Source organism: Azospirillum aestuarii (assembly GCF_016632405.1).
GTDB lineage: Bacteria > Pseudomonadota > Alphaproteobacteria > Azospirillales > Azospirillaceae > Azospirillum > Azospirillum aestuarii.
The window spans coordinates 459,904-475,488 of the sequence record NZ_JAEPIV010000001.1; the positions used below are offsets into that span (position 1 = coordinate 459,904).

At 66.1% G+C, this 15,585-nt stretch carries 15 protein-coding genes; 8 read left to right on the plus strand and 7 right to left on the minus strand.

The window, feature by feature from the left end; translation table 11 throughout:
- Positions 1 to 5: 5 nt before the first annotated feature.
- From arsH to JJL56_RS02125, 7 genes are all read right to left on the minus strand, one after another.
- On the minus strand, positions 6 to 767 hold the full coding sequence (gene arsH / locus JJL56_RS02095; protein WP_200484014.1) for an arsenical resistance protein ArsH: 762 nt from the start codon (positions 765 to 767) through the stop codon (positions 6 to 8).
- 43 nt (positions 768 to 810) lie between these two features.
- A complete protein-coding gene (gene arsB / locus JJL56_RS02100) occupies positions 811 to 1,875 on the minus strand; it encodes an ACR3 family arsenite efflux transporter (protein ID WP_425599113.1) in 1,065 nt (354 codons plus the stop codon).
- 13 nt (positions 1,876 to 1,888) lie between these two features.
- Positions 1,889 to 2,323, minus strand: coding sequence for an arsenate reductase (glutaredoxin) (gene arsC / locus JJL56_RS02105; RefSeq protein WP_200484015.1), 435 nt, complete (start codon positions 2,321 to 2,323; stop codon positions 1,889 to 1,891).
- Positions 2,320 to 2,802, minus strand: a complete 483-nt coding sequence (arsN2, locus tag JJL56_RS02110; RefSeq protein ID WP_200484016.1) for an arsenic resistance N-acetyltransferase ArsN2 — start codon at positions 2,800 to 2,802, stop codon at positions 2,320 to 2,322. The genes arsC and arsN2 overlap by 4 nt, the downstream gene beginning before the upstream one ends.
- A complete protein-coding gene (locus tag JJL56_RS02115) occupies positions 2,799 to 3,311 on the minus strand; it encodes an arsenate reductase ArsC (protein ID WP_200484017.1) in 513 nt (170 codons plus the stop codon). The genes arsN2 and JJL56_RS02115 overlap by 4 nt, the downstream gene beginning before the upstream one ends.
- A gap of 67 nt (positions 3,312 to 3,378) precedes the next feature.
- Positions 3,379 to 3,771 (minus strand): ArsR/SmtB family transcription factor, encoded by a 393-nt coding sequence (locus tag JJL56_RS02120; protein ID WP_200484018.1) that lies wholly within the window; start codon positions 3,769 to 3,771, stop codon positions 3,379 to 3,381.
- A gap of 307 nt (positions 3,772 to 4,078) precedes the next feature.
- Complete coding sequence (locus JJL56_RS02125; protein ID WP_200484019.1) at positions 4,079 to 4,384, minus strand: ArsR/SmtB family transcription factor; 306 nt, start codon at positions 4,382 to 4,384, stop codon at positions 4,079 to 4,081.
- A 213-nt stretch (positions 4,385 to 4,597) separates the two neighbouring features.
- Here JJL56_RS02125 and JJL56_RS02130 point away from each other — a divergent pair, with 213 nt between their 5' ends.
- From JJL56_RS02130 to JJL56_RS02165, 8 genes are all read left to right on the plus strand, one after another.
- On the plus strand, positions 4,598 to 5,506 hold the full coding sequence (locus JJL56_RS02130; protein ID WP_247890902.1) for a substrate-binding domain-containing protein: 909 nt from the start codon (positions 4,598 to 4,600) through the stop codon (positions 5,504 to 5,506).
- Positions 5,503 to 6,957: a sensor histidine kinase gene (locus tag JJL56_RS02135; RefSeq protein ID WP_200484020.1), complete on the plus strand. Its 1,455-nt coding sequence runs from the start codon at positions 5,503 to 5,505 to the stop codon at positions 6,955 to 6,957. The genes JJL56_RS02130 and JJL56_RS02135 overlap by 4 nt, the downstream gene beginning before the upstream one ends.
- Positions 6,944 to 8,287 carry a sigma-54-dependent transcriptional regulator gene (locus tag JJL56_RS02140; protein ID WP_200484021.1) on the plus strand — a complete coding sequence of 448 codons (1,344 nt, stop codon included), beginning with the start codon at positions 6,944 to 6,946 and terminating at the stop codon, positions 8,285 to 8,287. Before JJL56_RS02135 ends, JJL56_RS02140 begins: the two co-directional genes overlap by 14 nt.
- 215 nt (positions 8,288 to 8,502) lie before the next feature.
- Positions 8,503 to 9,057: an arsenate reductase (azurin) small subunit gene (locus JJL56_RS02145; RefSeq protein WP_200484022.1), complete on the plus strand. Its 555-nt coding sequence runs from the start codon at positions 8,503 to 8,505 to the stop codon at positions 9,055 to 9,057.
- Between the two features lie 11 nt (positions 9,058 to 9,068).
- Positions 9,069 to 11,537 (plus strand): arsenate reductase (azurin) large subunit, encoded by a 2,469-nt coding sequence (locus JJL56_RS02150; protein ID WP_200484023.1) that lies wholly within the window; start codon positions 9,069 to 9,071, stop codon positions 11,535 to 11,537.
- A gap of 271 nt (positions 11,538 to 11,808) precedes the next feature.
- Positions 11,809 to 13,035: a dsDNA nuclease domain-containing protein gene (locus JJL56_RS02155; RefSeq protein WP_200484024.1), complete on the plus strand. Its 1,227-nt coding sequence runs from the start codon at positions 11,809 to 11,811 to the stop codon at positions 13,033 to 13,035.
- The gene (locus JJL56_RS02160) at positions 13,032 to 13,583 is read left to right on the plus strand and encodes a hypothetical protein (RefSeq protein WP_200484025.1); all 552 of its coding nucleotides are present in this window, start codon (positions 13,032 to 13,034) and stop codon (positions 13,581 to 13,583) included. Before JJL56_RS02155 ends, JJL56_RS02160 begins: the two co-directional genes overlap by 4 nt.
- On the plus strand, positions 13,580 to 15,529 hold the full coding sequence (locus JJL56_RS02165; protein WP_200484026.1) for an AAA family ATPase: 1,950 nt from the start codon (positions 13,580 to 13,582) through the stop codon (positions 15,527 to 15,529). Before JJL56_RS02160 ends, JJL56_RS02165 begins: the two co-directional genes overlap by 4 nt.
- The last annotated feature ends 56 nt before the right edge of the window (positions 15,530 to 15,585 follow it).

Here is a 15,585-nt window from a genome sequence, read left to right on the forward strand (position 1 = left end):
AAGCCCTAGGCCTTCTTCTCGCCGCTCATCGCAGCGGCCGCGAGGGCCTGCGCCTCGGTTTCGGCTTTCAGGGCGGCCTCGCGACGCTCGCTGTAGCGGTCGGTCAGATAGTCGCTGCGGTCGCGCACGAGCAGCGTAAACTTGTAGAGCTCCTCCATGACGTCTACGACGCGGTCGTAGTAAGGCGACCGCTTCATGCGCTCGGCCTCGTCGAACTCCTGGAACGCCTTGGGCACGCTGCTCTGGTTGGGGATCGTCACCATGCGCATCCAGCGCCCGAGCACGCGCATCGCGTTGACTGCGTTGAAGGACTGCGAGCCGCCGGACACCTGCATGACGGCCAGAGTGCGCCCCTGCGTCGGCCGGACGCCGCCGCTTTCCAAGGGCAGCCAGTCGATCTGGCATTTCAGAATGCCGGTGATGGTGCCGTGCCGCTCCGGGCTGACCCAGACCTGTCCCTCCGACCACTGCGACAGGGCCCGCAATTCCGCCACCTTGGGATGGTCGGCGGGCACGCTGTCCGGCAGGGGCAGGTCACGCGGATCGAAGATCCGCGTCTCGGCGCCCATACGCCGCAGGAGGCGGGCTGCCTCCTCGGCGAGGAACCGACTGTAGGAGCGTTCACGCAAGGAACCGTACAGCAGCAAGATGCGCGGTGGGTGCGTCGACACTCGCTCCGGAGTGAGCTTCCCCTGGTCCGGGACGTCGAGGAAGCGCTCGTCCAAGTTGGGAAAGACCTCAATCCCGGGGATGTCATGGTCCGGCATGTCGTCGCTCCTAAGGGTTCCGGGCGTGCTGCGTGGGCGGGAACTACTGCCGCTCGTACCAGGGTTTGGTCGCCTTCACGATGCGCACCACCGACAACATGACGGGCACTTCGACCAGCACGCCGACTACGGTGGCCAGCGCGGCGCCGGAGCCCAGGCCGAACAGGCTGATGGCCGCGGCGACGGCGAGCTCGAAGAAGTTGGAGGCCCCGATGAGGGCCGCCGGGGCGGCCACGCACCAAGCCACGCCGAAACGGCGCGACAACCAGTAGGCCAGCCCGGCGTTGAAATACACCTGGATCAGGATCGGCACGGCCAGCAACACGATGACCAGCGGCTGCGCCAGGATCTGCTCGCCCTGGAATCCGAACAGCAGCACCAGCGTGGTCAGCAGAGCGATCAATGAGACCGGCTGGATGATGCCCAAGGTCCGCTTCAGCGCGGCGTCGCCACCCGAGGCCAGCAGGCTGCGGCGCCAGAGCTGGGCGGCGACCACCGGGATGACGATGTAGAGCACCACCGACAGCAGCAGGGTGTCCCAGGGCACGGTGATCGAGGCCACGCCCAGCAGCAGGCCGACGAGCGGCGCGAAGGCGAAGACCATGATGATGTCGTTCAGCGCCACCTGGCTCAGCGTGTAGTGAGGCTCGCCCTCGCACAGGTTCGACCACACGAAGACCATCGCGGTACAGGGAGCGGCGGCCAGGAGGATGAGCCCTGCGATGTAGGACGGGATTTGGTCCTGGGGAAGCAGCGGCGCGAACAGGTGACCGATGAACAGAGTGCCGAGCAGCGCCATCGAGAAGGGCTTGACCGCCCAGTTGATGAACAGCGTCACGCCGACGCCGCGCCAGTGCTCCTTGACCTGCCCAAGAGCGCCGAGGTCGATCTTCAGCAGCATCGGCACGATCATCAGCCAGATCAGCACCGCGACCGGCAGGTTGACCTTGGCCACCTCGGCCGCGGCGATCACGTGGAAGAAGCCGGGAATCAGATGGCCGAGGGCGATGCCCGCGACGATGCACAGCGCCACCCAGACGCTCAGGTAGCGCTCGAAGGTGCCCATGGCCGGGCGGGCCGCTGGGGCGGCGTGGACGTCAGCCGTCATGTCGTTCAGTCCCTCAGGAGGCTTTGCCGATGCGGTTTCCGGCCTCGTCGACGACCCGCTCGCCGTCTTCCTTGGTGAAGCCGCCGCGCTGCGGGTCCGGGAGGATGTCGAGCACCACCTCGGACGGGCGGCACAGGCGGACGCCAAGCGGCGTCACGACGATCGGCCGGTTGATGAGGATGGGGTGCGCCATCATGGCGTCGAGCAGCTGGTCGTCGGTCAGCGACGGGTCGTCCAGGCCGAGCTCCGCATAGGGCGTGCCCTTCTCGCGCAGCACGGCGCGCACCGGCACGCCCATGCGCCGGATCAGGTCGGCCAGTAGCTCGCGGCTCGGCGGTGTCTTCAGGTACTCGACGACCGTCGGCTCGACGCCGGAATTGCGGATGAGCGCCAGCGTGTTGCGCGACGTTCCGCAGGCGGGGTTGTGGTAGATGGTGATCTCGGTCACGGCGTGGTCGCTTCCGTCTTGGAATCGGTGGGTTTGACAGGCAGGGCAAGGTCGCGGCGCATGCAGATGGCGCTGCTCGGGCAAAGGCCCGCGAACTGCGCGCTGGAGGCGATGTCAGGCGGCGCGGAGCCCCGATCCGTCCGCCGGAAACCCAGGCGCTCGAAGAAATCGGCGGCGGTCGTGGTCAGCAGCCAGAGCCGTTCCACCCCCAGGCCGCGGGCCTCCTCGCTCACCGCCGCGACGACGGCCTGACCGGCTCCGTGGCCACGCCGGTCCGGCGGAACGACAACGGAGCGCAGCAAGCCATCCAGTCCGTGGGCCTCCAGCCCGCCGTAGCCGAGCAGTCCGTGGTCGTCCGCCACGCGCCAGAAGCGCAGCCCCGGGGCCGTCAGGTCGTCGCTCGGAAGGCCGTCCGCGGTCAGCAGCCCGGCCAGGGACGGCCGATCTCCGTCGGTCAGCGCGGTGACGGTCGCTGTCATGCCCCGCCCTTGGTGTCTCGGGCCATGTCGTCCAGCTTCTGTTTGATGGCGAGCCGGTCGAGCGAGGCGATGGGCAGGCTGGTGAACGCCCGCAGCCGCTGCTTGATCTGCCGGAACACGTCAGCGGTGAAGGCCGCCTTCTCCGCGTCCGTGCCCTGGGCGCTCGACGGGTCGGGGAAGCCCCAGTGCGCCGTGACCGGATGGCCGGGCCACACCGGACAGACCTCGCCCGCGGCGTTGTCGCAGACGGTGAAGACGAAGTCCATGTGGGGCGCGTTCGGCGTGGCGAACTCGTCCCACGTCTTGGAGCGCAGGTCGGCAGTCGCGAAGCCGAGCCGCTCGAGCAAGTCGCGGACGTACGGGTTGATGCGCCCGGACGGCTGGCTGCCCGCGCTGAAGCCACGGAAGTGGCCCGCGCCCTCGCGGTTCAGCAGGCACTCCGCCATCACGCTACGCGCGCTGTTGTGCGTGCACAGGAACAGGACGTTGTAGACCCGGTCCTCGGCCATTCTTCTCTCCATGTGCTTGGGCTGCCCATGTGCTTGAGCGGCTCCGACTTTTCCAAGGGAAGGTGCGTCAGCAACTGCGGTGCGGAATCGGTGTGGTCTTAAAGCCCGCCTCTTCAAGCCCGTTAGCCGCTTCTGACGATGGAGCGCAGACGGGGACGCAGGCGGCAGGGTTGGCCGGACGGCCGCAGCAGTTTTCGGCCAGGAAGCCGACAAGGCCGTTCATCCGATCGAAGTCGGCCGAGTAGATCAGCGAACGACCTTCGCGCCGCTGAATGATCAGCCCGGCGTGCGTGAGCTGCGTCAGATGGAAGGAGAGCGTGGCCGGACTGACGTCCAGGGCCTCGGCGATGGCGCCCGCCGCGCGTCCCTCAGGACCGGTCTGGACGAGCAGGCGGAAGATGTCCAGGCGGGTCTCCTGCGAGAGCGCGGACAGCGCCGACAGGACGGCCTTCTTCTCCATGTCAGAGCCCTTGGTGTGCGGATGAGGACGTCGAACGGATGCCACGTTCGCGGTGCATCAATTTAATATTTCCAATATGGTCAAAATATCAGTGAGCCGTTGAACCGTCAACAACGTTTCAATGGCTGTTGAAATGATGGAGCTTCTTGGGGGCAGGCAGGAAGCAGACCAGGGCTGGCACACTCATGCGGGCAAGCCGCCGAGCGGGCCCGAGGCGCTGGTGCCCAGGTTGGCATGGTCGAGCGGGGCGAAAAAGCCCGGCGACCGCCTTACGGAGAAGACGGTGATGAGCGAGAGGGCGTGCCGCTCATGCTGCCTTGCAACCTTTGGCGTCGGCGCAGCATTCCTCGGTCATGAAGCCGAGCACCGCGCGCATGGTGTCGTAGTTGGCGCGGCAGATCAGCGTGGTCCCGCGCCGCTCCTGGGTAACCAGGTCGACCAGCACGAGCTTACGCAGATGGTGGGACAAGGTCGTGAGCGGGATGCCGACACGCTTCTGAAGGTCGCCAACGGCCAAGCCGTCTTCGCCCGCCCGGACGAGCAGGCGGTAGATCTCCAGCCGGGTGACGTGCCCAAGCGCTTCGAGGCGTTCTGCGGTGCGTTCCAGTGTCATTGGCCTGATATAGCACAGTGTTGCGGGCAATCCAACGGTGTTACCAAAATCATTGAAGTATGTTTGGCTGAGGGTGCTTGGCGACGGATCATCCGCGTCCTTGCGGATATGGTCATGCCACTGATAGCGTGGTCTCCAAACATGACGGCCCGGGCGGGATACCGGCGCGCGACGCTGCACGGTGTCCCCAGCCGGACCGGCTGGGAGGAAGACATGCCGGACTGGCAGAAGCCAAGGCATGAGGCCCGCCGTGTGGACTGGACCCGACGGTCGGTCCTGCGCGCGTTCAGCGCGCTCGGGTTGCTGGCGATCCCGGCAACGGTGATGGCCGCATCACCCGGACTACCGCCACTTCGTTTCGGCTTGACCCCGGTCTTCCTGGACTCCGACACCGAACTGCTCGGCGCGCTCGAGCGCTACCTCACGGGCCGTCTTGCGCGCCCCGTGGCGCTGGTGAAGCGGCGAACCTACCAAGAGATCACCACGTTGCTGCTGACCGGTCAGGTCGACGCGGCCTGGATCTGCGGTTTCCCCTTCGTGCAGTTCCGCGACCAGCTCTCCCTGGTCGCCATCCCGGTTTACCGCAGCCGTCCCTTGTATCAGTCCTACGTCATCGTGCAGGCGGGGGACGCGGCCGCGGACCTCGACGGTGCACGTGGGCACGTGCATGCCTTTTCCGACCCGGACAGCAACTCGGGTTTCCTGGTCACCCGGTACCTGCTGGCGACCAGGAAGGAAACCCCGGCCAGCTTCTTCCGGCGCAGCTTCTTCACCTACGGCCACCGGAACGTCGTGCGCGCCGTCGCCAGCGGTTTGGCCCAGAGCGGCAGCGTGGACGGTTACGTCTGGGATGTCATGGCGGAAACCGAACCAACTCTGGTTGCCGGAACCCGCGTGCTGCACCGCTCGGAATGGCTGGGCTTCCCGCCGATCGCCTGCTTGGCCGGGCGCCGGGACAGCCCGGAGATCCAAGAGCTTCGGAAAGCACTGTTGGCCATGCCGGAGGATCCGGTCGGACGGGAGGTTCTGAGGACGTTGCGGCTGGACGGCTTCGACACGGCTGCGCCGTCCCTTTTCGACGCGATCGCCGCCATGAGCGACTTCGTGAAGGCGCACGCATGAACCGCCTTCCGCCTCTTCGCGCTTGGCCGCTGACCGTGAAGGTGCCGCTTCTCGTAGCCGCCCTCATGGCCATGGTGGGCACTGCCGCCTCCTACTCCGTGCTGACGCGCCTGACGGCAGACCAGGAGGCGCACCTTCGCCAGCTGTCCGCCGCCCATCTCGACGCGCTGGCCGTGGCGCTCCAGCCGCATGTTACGCGCCAGGACGTGTGGGAGACGTTCGACGTCCTCGACCGCGTGCGGCGCCGCGACGGTGGTGAAACGACCCGCCTTCTTGTCGTGACGCTTCCCGACGCTTCGGTGCTCGCCGCCACCGACCCGAAAGACTTCCCGGTCGGGACCACGCTGCCGCCCGAGCTGCGTTCGCGCCTCGAGCCCTCCGCCGATCTCGTCATCGACGACGAACGCCGCTTGGCGTGGTTCCACCGGCCCATCGGCAGCGGCGCCACGGTGATCGGTCACGTTCTGAGCGAGATCGACATCGCACCACTGATCGCCGTGCGGCGGGACGTGCTCGGCACCTTGCTGGCCGTCAACGGCGGCCTCATCGTGCTGTTCGCGGCGGTGGGCTACGCGGTGGTCGGTCGTCTGCTGCGCCCCCTCGGCATCCTCGACGAGTACGTCGAGCGCGTCCGGGCCGGGGCGGTCGAGCCGATCCCGCGCCGCTTCATTGCCGAGGAACGGAACGAGTTCGGCCGCCTGTTCCACCGCTTCAACGCCATGGCCCGCGCCGTCGCCGAGCGGGAGGCGTTGGCCACCCGGTTGGCCGACGAGGAGAAGCTGGCGCTGCTGGGGCGGCTTGCGTCCGGTATGGCGCACGAGGTGAACAACCCACTTGGCGGCATGCTGACGGCTGTGGACACCCTGAAGCGCCACGGGAGCGACGACGCCGTGCGCCAGCGTTCGGCCGCGCTGCTGGAGCGCGGACTGCGGGGGATCGGCAACGTGGTCCGCGCCGCGCTGGTCGCCTACAAGGAGCCGGTCGGTGCGGCCGAAATGTCCCCGGAGGATCTGGACGACCTCCGCTACCTCATCGCGCACGAAGCGCAACGGCGCCGCATCACGCTTGCCTGGGAGAACCAGCTGAACGGCCCCATGGCGGTCGACGGCGCCGCCGTGCGCCAGATGGCGCTGAACCTCCTCTTGAACGCCTGCCGGGCATCACCACCCGGCACGACCGTGGCCATGGCCGCGGACGCTTCGGACGATGGCTTGCGCGTCACCATCCAGGACCAGGGGCCCGGCATCCCTGCGGAGATGGCCGGGCTCCTGCGCAGCAAGGCGACCGCGCCGCTGCCGCAGGGCGGCCGGGGGCTCGGCCTCTGGACCGTCGCCCGTCTGCTCGACCGGGTCGGTGGCGAGGTCGAGGTTGGTGTTGGTGCCGAAGGCGGCACGACGGTGACACTGTCCATTCCATTCCTCGAAGGGAGACGGACCTATGCAGCGGCATGAGGCCCCGACCATCCTCATCGTCGAGGACGATCCGATCATGGGTGAGTCCCTGGTCGAGCGGCTGTCCCTTGAGGGCTACCGGCCGGTGTGGCTGACCACCGGCGGCGAGGCGCTGGGAGCGCTCCAGGGCCAGCGGCCGGACCTTCTGGTGTGCGACATCCGGCTGCCGGACATGACCGGTGAGGAGCTCTACCACAGCCTGCTCCCGCAGCTGGGCGGGACGCCGGTGGTGTTCATGACCGGCTTCGGCGACGTCAGCCAGGCGGTCCGGCTAGTCCGTGCCGGGGCCGACGACTACCTGACCAAGCCGTTCGCCGTCGACGAGTTCCTGACGCGCATCGGCGACCTCTTGCGCTCGCGCGGCATCGGCACCGGAGCGGCGGAGGCGGTGCTCGGAACGTCTCCGGCCATCCGACAGGTCGAGCAGCTGCTCCGGCGTGTGGCCGACGTGGACAGCACGCTGCTCATCACCGGCGAGAGCGGCGTCGGCAAGGAGGTGGCGGCCAACTTCGTCCACCGGATCTCGCAGCGCGCCGAGGCGCCGTTCATGGCGGTGAACTGCGCGGCCATTCCACAAGAGCTGATCGACAGCGAGGTGTTCGGGCACGAAAAGGGCGCATTCACGGGCGCTCACGCGCTGCACCGCGGTTACGCCGAGCGTGCGGGCAACGGTGTGCTCCTCCTCGACGAGGTCGGGGAGCTGCCATTGCCAGTGCAGGTCAAACTCCTCCGCCTGATCCAGGAGCGGTTGTTCTTCCGGGTCGGCGGGGAAAAGCCGCTGCCGTTCGCGGCCCGGCTGGTCTGTGCGACCAACGCCGACCTGGAGCAGCGGGTTCGGGAAGGGGCGTTTCGGCGCGACCTGTTCTACCGGCTCAACGTCATCCCGGTGACCATCCCATCCCTTCGAGACCGGCTTGACGACGTCCTGCCGCTCCTCCAAGCCTACCTGCGCCAATACGCAGACGCCTTCGGGCGCCCGGCTCAGCGCCTGACCCCGCAGGCCGAGGCGGTGGCCTTGACCCATGACTGGCCCGGCAACGTCCGCGAACTCCGGAACCGAATCGAGCGCGCCGTTGCCCTGGCGACGGGCCCTTGGATCGGCGCCAACGACCTGTTCCCCGAGTCCGTGGCCGACGATCAGTTCGGCACCGACACCGACTGGCCGCAGCTGACCGCGGTTCGGGACGAGAGCGAACGGTCGTACATCCTGGCCACGCTGCGCCGGGCCGACGGTCAGCTGGGCAAGGCGGCCGATCTCCTTGGCGTTGGCCGCACTACGTTGTGGGAGAAGATGCGGCGGCTCGGCATCGCGATGGATCAGATGGAGTAATCCCTGGCCGTTCCGCAGGGGCTTGGGCAAGGCCGTTCGGGAACCCGAACGCCAGGCTCCCAAACAACGGTGCACCTGACCGAGGCACCATTCGGAAATCCGAACATCCCATTGCCCTTTCGCAACCGGTTTCTAGGAGATCCGCGGCTAATCACCCCTTGGCACGTCCGATGCTACGCGCACCGGACAACGAAAACGCCAAGGGAGGATACCCCATGAAGGAGTGCCCGAAGCTCGTGGAACTTGGCCGCCGCCAATTCTTGCGCGGCGGCGCGGCCGCTGCCGCGGGGGCCGCTGCCGTCTCCGTCGTGGCGCCCACACCGGCGAGGGCCGCAGTTCCCGCCGCCCGCGTCGACTACCCAGCCAACCGGCTCGCCAACATCAAGGACCTCAAGGTCAACGAGCCGATGCAGGTCAACTACCCGGACATCGACTCTCCGGGCGTGTTGATCAAGCTCGGGGCGCCGGTGGATGGCGGCGCCGGGCCGGACCGCGACATCGTCGCGTACTCGACCATGTGCCCGCACAAAGGCTACCCGCTCTCCTACAACGCGGCCGACAAGACGCTGAACTGCCCTGGCCACTTCTCCCGCTTCGACTGCGAGAAGGAAGGCCAGCAGATCTGGGGGCACGCCACCCAGAACTTGCCGATGTTTCGCCTGACCGTGGACGGCGCGGGCGACATCCATGCCGTCGGAGTAGACGAGTTGATCTACGGGCGCACGCGCAACGTCCTCAATGAGGACGCCGTCTCGCTGCGGCGCGGGTGAGGGAGGAAGCCATGACCTACAAGAGCGGTACCGACCAGCTTCCCATCCCGCCCAAGGACGCAAAGGTGCAGAACGTCACCTGCGACTTCTGCATCGTCGGTTGCGGCTACAAGGCCATCTCCTGGCCACTCGACCGGCAGGGTGGACACAAGCCCGATGAGAACGCCTTCGGCGAGGACCTGACCCAGCAGCAAGGCGCCGAGAGCGCCGCCTGGTACAACCCGTCTATGTACAACGTCGTCCGGCAGGACGGGAAGCTCGTCCACCTCATCATCCGCCCCGACAAGGAGTGCGAAGTCAACGCGGGTCTCAACTCGGTCCGCGGCGGCCGCATGGGGGAGACCCGCTACTCGGACCAGACCGGCACCATGACGGCCCGCCTCGGCCAACCGATGGTGTGGCGCTACTCGCAGATGATGCCGACCTCCTGGGACGATTCCCTGTCGCTGGTTGCCGACGTGACGCGGCGCGTCATCGAGGAGATGGGCGAGGACGGCGTCATCGTTTCCGCCTTCGACCACGGCGGGGCTGCCGGGGGCTACGAGAACACCTGGGGCACCGGCAAGCTCTACTTCGACGCGCTGAAGATCAAGAACATCCGCATCCACAACCGGCCCGCCTACAACTCCGAGGTCCACGCCAGCCGCGACATGGGGGTGGGCGAGCTCAACAACAGCTACGAGGACGCCGAGCTCGCCGACACCATCTTCGTCGTCGGCGCCAACCCGTTGGAGAACCAGACCAACTACTTCCTGGCGCACTGGGTGCCGAACCTGCGTGGCGAGACGCTGGACAAGAAGAAGCAGATGCTGGCCAGCGAGCCGCACGCCGCGGCCAAGGTCATCATCGTCGACCCGCGCCGGACCGTCTCAGTGAACGCCTGCGAGACGGTGGTGGGCAAGGACAACGTCCTGCACCTTGCCATCAATCCGGGCACCGACCTGGTGCTGCTGAACGCGCTGCTGACCGAGGTGGTGAACAAGGGCTGGCAGGCCAAGGACTTCATCGCCCAGCACACCAGCGGCTTTGACGACGCGGTGAAGGCGAACCGAATCTCGGTCGAGGACGCGGCGGCCGTCACCGAGCTGAAGCCCGAGGACATCCGCAAGGCGGCGCAGTGGATCGCCGAGCCGAAGGCGGGCGGCACGCCACGCCGCACCATGCTGGCCTACGAGAAGGGCCTGATCTGGGGCAACGACAACTACCGCTCCAACGCCGCCATGGTGAACTTGGCTTTGGCCACTCAGAACGTCGGACGCGAAGGCACCGGCTGTGTGCGCCTCGGCGGCCACCAGGAGGGTTACGTGCGCCCCTCCGACGCCCACGTTGGGCGTCCGGCGGCCTACGTCGACCAGCTGCTCATCAGCGGCCAGGGCGGCATCCATCACAACTGGGCGACCGACCACTTCAAGTCGACGCTCAACGCTGAGGAATTCCGCCGCGTCTACCGGCGCCGCACCAACCTGGTGAAGGAGGCCATGGACAGCGTGCCGTACGGCGATCGCGAGGCGCAGCTGGAGCAGATCGTCGCCGCCGTCAAGCGGGGCGGCCTGTTCAGCGTCAACGTCGACATCCTGCCGACCCAGATGGGCGAGGCGGCGCACGTCTGGCTCCCGGCCGCCACGGCGGGCGAGATGAACCTGACCTCGATGAACGGCGAACGGCGTCTGCGGTTGACCGAGCGCTACATGGACCCGCCGGGCGCGGCGCTGCCCGACGCGCTGATCGCCGCCCGCATGGCCAATGCCCTCGAGGCGTCGTTCCGCCGCGTCGGCAACGAGACCTACGCCAACAAATTCAAAGGCAAGTTCGACTGGAAGACCGAGGAAGATGCCTTCATGGACGGCTACAACCAGCATGCCGAGGGTGGGACGTTCGTGACCTACGAGCGCCTGCGCGCCATGGGCGCGAACGGCGTTCAGGAGCCGGTGGTCGGCTTCGAGAACGGCAAGCTGATCGGCACCAAGCGCCTCTACGCCGACGGCAAGTTCAAGACCGACGACGGCCGGGCCAAGTTCATGAAGACCGAGTGGCGCGGGCTCCAGGTCGCCGGTCGCGATCAGCAGAAGGAGAAGTATGCGTTCCTGATCAACAACGGGCGCAACAACCTGATCTGGCAGAACGCCTTCTATGACGTCCACACGCCGTTCGTCCGCGAGCGCAACCCGGTGGCGCCGATCGAGATGAACCCGGGCGACATGGAGAAGCTGGGGCTGAAGGCCGGTGACCTCGTCGAGGTCTACAACGACGTCGGCTCTACCCAGGCGATGGTCTACCCGACGCCGACGGCGAAGCCCGGCCAGGCCTTCATGCTGTTCATCGCGCCCACAGGCCAGGTCGGCAACGTGATCAGCAAGGGCACCAACGAGTTCATGATTCCCAACTACAAGAACGTCTGGGCCAACATCCGGCGGATCGGCCACGTGCCGAGCGCGGACGCGATGAGCTTCAAGAGCATCGAGTACCCGAAGGACCTCTGAGACTGGTTCCTCCCACACTCGGGCAGGGGCGCTTCGGCGCCCCTCTTCTTTGGTGAGGGTAGACCACATCGCATGTGTTTCGAAGGCACTTGGCTGCCTCCGGGGCCCCTCCAAAAGCATGATGGCCCACCACCTGAAAAAGAAATTCTTGTGAACTCAGATTTCCTGCTGCATACCCCATGGTCGAGGATGAGCCTAAAAGGCCGAATAAGCCATAGGGTACAACGGCAAGGAGTGGTGCGTGACAACGGCGTCGCCGGATCCAGGCGCAGTGCTCGACAAGACAGACCCTGGTGCTGACACTCAGGCGCGGTTCTCGTATCAGCATTGTTTCGCTGCCATTCAGTGTCTTCGGCTGCTGTCCGGCCAGTTGGAAGCCGTCTACTGCGAGAACCACGAAGACATCCTGCTCCGGAAGCCGGGAGGGACCTATGATGCTCTCCAGGTCAAGACGCGCCGCTTCGACCTGGAGCCGTTTAAGGCCACCGACGATGCGGTCAAGAACAGCATCGGCCGGTTTGCCAGACTTGAGAGCGCCTATCCAGCGCGGTTTGACAATTTTCACTTCATCACCAACCACGGATTTTGGGGTGAGAAGGAGAACGGAAACAACCTTGGCTACATTCGCGCCCAAATCTGCGAACGTGGCAACCTCGATGGCTTGGCAAAGGCGCATCTACTCAGAAAATTTGTTTCTGACGTGTGCGGCAAACACAATTGCCAGGAGGCGCACGTCGTTGCGGCCATGCTCAGGCTGTTTCTTCTCGGTCAGCAAACGGACCTGGAGCGGCCGTACAAGGATCTGCGCGAAAACGTCGGCGATGTTCGGGACTACCGGCGAACGCAGACTTTCCACACCCTCACCAGGATTGCCGACAACCTCATCTACCTTTGCCAACAGGCCTCCAGCTGCGTTCTCGGCGGCAGCGTCGCGGACCTGTACAGTTTGGTGATGGATTTCGATGCTCAGCGGGACGCCCTGCTGCTGGCGGGCAAGACGATCACCGCGGACCGGGTGGAAGAGGTCATCCGGCAGTCCCTGGTCGAAGGGGCGGACAACCTTCTAGTCTCGTCAGGAGGCGCCTCGGCAAACGCACTTCCGCCAGGGTTCGACGTCATGGTCGAGAAGCTCGAGCACGGTGGCCTCCAGATGGCGCGTGTCGACTCGTTGAAGGACTTCAAGAAGTCCATGGAGACACTGTATGTCAAATGGGTTTACCGCTACGGCCTCGGCGAGGCCAACCGGCGTTTGCAGCATCTGAAAACCTTGGTCAGGGACGATTGCGTCGAGGCTCAGCTGTCCGTTGAGCAGCCGGGCCAGAAGTATGCGAGCGCGATGTACACAGCCCTTCGGCAGATGCTGGAAGATCGGCTGCGTACGAGTACCTTGCCGATGTTCGATTGCGCACGGGAGCACCTGCTTGGTACGGCCGGGATTCTGACCGAGGAGTGTACGGTCTGGTGGAGTGACCGGTTCGATCTGAAGGCTGTCCGATGAGGCTCACGCTCGCCGACATCGTGACCAGCCTCGACCGCGACGAGCCGGTTCACCTGGCCCGCATGCTCGTCCTCCTGCTGGCGTTCAGCAGGCCGGATGACGCGGCGATCCACGGCATCACCAAACTCGCCAAGCTGGATTTCCTGCTCAGGTACCCGTCGTACTTCGAGCGCGCGATGGTCGCCCGCGGGGTGGCGCCCGAGCGCGTGCCGGTGGAGCCTTACGAACGCCGCAGCGTCGAAGCGACGATGGTGCGGTACCGCTTCGGGCCGTGGGACCATCGCTACCGGCGCTTCATCAACATTCTGTCCGCCAAGGGCTTGGCTCGGGTCGACACCGACGGCCGCGCCATCCGTCTGTCCTTGACGGCGCGCGGGATGGAGGTTGCGGCCGCGTTGGCGAAAGAAGACGCCACCAAGCCGTTGGCGGCCCGTGCCCGCATGCTCCGCCAGAGGATCGACATCGGGGCGACGGACATCATGAAGTTCATCTACGCCACCTTCCCCGAGATCGCGACGCTCGCCTACGACGAGGCCATCACGCCATGAATCTGCGCTTCGAGTACCTCCAGCTGCGTTGCCGTGCGAGCGTCGAGACGGTGCGCTTTGCCGAACGGGTCTCGTTCTTCCATGGCGAAATGTCGGCCGGTAAGTCCAGCATCCCGGCCCTCATCGACTTCTGCCTCGGCGGCCGGTTCCCGGGCACCCCGGCGCTTAAGCAGGAGCTCGTCTCCGTCGCGTTGCAGACGCGGATGGGCACGAACACCGTGGTCATCGAGCGGGTCGCCCAGGACGCCGGTTCGGCGCAGGTCACCTGGCAGACCGCCGCGGGCGAGACCTACATGGTGTCGGCGCCCATGAGACCGCGGGCGGAGCCGATCTTCGGTGAGGACGTCTTCAGTTTCAGCGACCTGATCCTCCGGCTCCTGGGGATCCCGGTCGTGAAAGTCCGGCGGCGCACCTACGACAGCGATTCGCCGCTGGTGCGCCTCAGCATCCGTGACATCTTCAAGTTTGTCTATCTCGACCAGGACAACCTCGACTCGGACTTCTTCCTGCTCGACGTACCGATCCGGAAGGAGAAGAGCCAGGACACCTTGCGGTTCTTCGTCGGCCACCTGAGCGAGCGGCTGAACGAACTCCAGATCGAGCTTCAGCGCCTGAAGCAGGAGCAGCGCGCCCAACGCGACTCCATCACGAAGGTTCGTGCGTTCCTGGCCCCCTTCGGGTTCGACTCTGAGGAGCGCATTGCCGCGGAACTGGAGGAGCTGAACGCCGAAGCAAGGCGGATCGAAGAGGAGCTTGCCGCGCTGCGCGCGGGGTATCGGCCGGACACGCGGATCTCCGATGAGAACCGCAGGAGGCTGAAGGAGCTGGCCGCCCAGGTGGCGACCCTTGAAGACGCGATCGACGAAGTCAACGCCCGCATCGGCGAACAGGAGGCGTTGGCGGCCGAGCTCATGCAGCTCAAGATGAAAGCCGCGCGGGTGGACATTTCCCACCGCGTACTCGACGGCGTGGAGTTCGAGTGCTGCCCGCGCTGCGGGTCCGGGCTCCCGGCCAAAGCCGAACATACGGACGACGCCTGCTACCTGTGCCACACACCGTCCGGCCAGCAGCCGCGCGGGCAGGCGCTCACCGCGGATGTCGTGCGCCAGGACCTGGATGCGCGCATTGCCGACCTCAAAGACTCGTCGTCACGACACCGCAAGTCACTCGGACCGCTCCAAGCGAAGTTGACGGAGGCACGGCAAGCTCGGCGCGAGGTGGACGGTCGCGTGGCGGAGTCGCTTCAAGGGTATGAATCGGACTTCCTGGCACGAAGCCGTGTTGGCGAGCAGCGACTTGCCGTCATCCGGGAGCGCTCCTCGTTCCTAGAGCGCATTCGGGCGCTGCCCGCCGAGATCTCCCGGCTCTTTGTCCAGGCCGACCTTCTGTCGGCCGATATTGAGGCGGTGCAGCGCAAGCTCGAGGAGGAGGAAGCCAGGCTCGTTGGCGCCGAACAGAACCTGACGAAGCTGGAGGAGAACTACGCAGCCGTGCTCGGCGCGATCAAGTTCCCGGCGTTTTCGGCCGACGACCAAGTCGTGCTGGGGCGCAGCAACTTGATCCCTGCGGTGTGGCCCAGAGGCGACGAGAGGCGGGCCTTCTCGTTCTTCACTGTCGGCAGCGGCGGCAAGAAGATCCTTATGAAGATCGCCTTCGTGCTGGCGCTCCACAAGACGGCTGCCGAGCAGCGCCTGCCGGTTCCACGGGTGCTCATCATCGACTCTCCGATGAAAAACATCACTCCGGACGTGAATCCGGACATCTTCAGGAATTTTTACGCGCACCTGTATGCCCTGCTCGGCAGCGTGCTGGCCGAGTGGCAGGTCATCATCGTGGACCAGACCTTCGCGCCACCGCCAGCCGATGTCGCGCCATCGCTGGACAGGATGATGTGCCGAGGTGACCCGAAGAACCCCCCGTTGATCGGCTACTACGAGGGTCCCTGACGCTGCGGGGAACTCGTGGTCGGCGCGGTTGATGCTGGCGGTGTCCGCGGACGTCC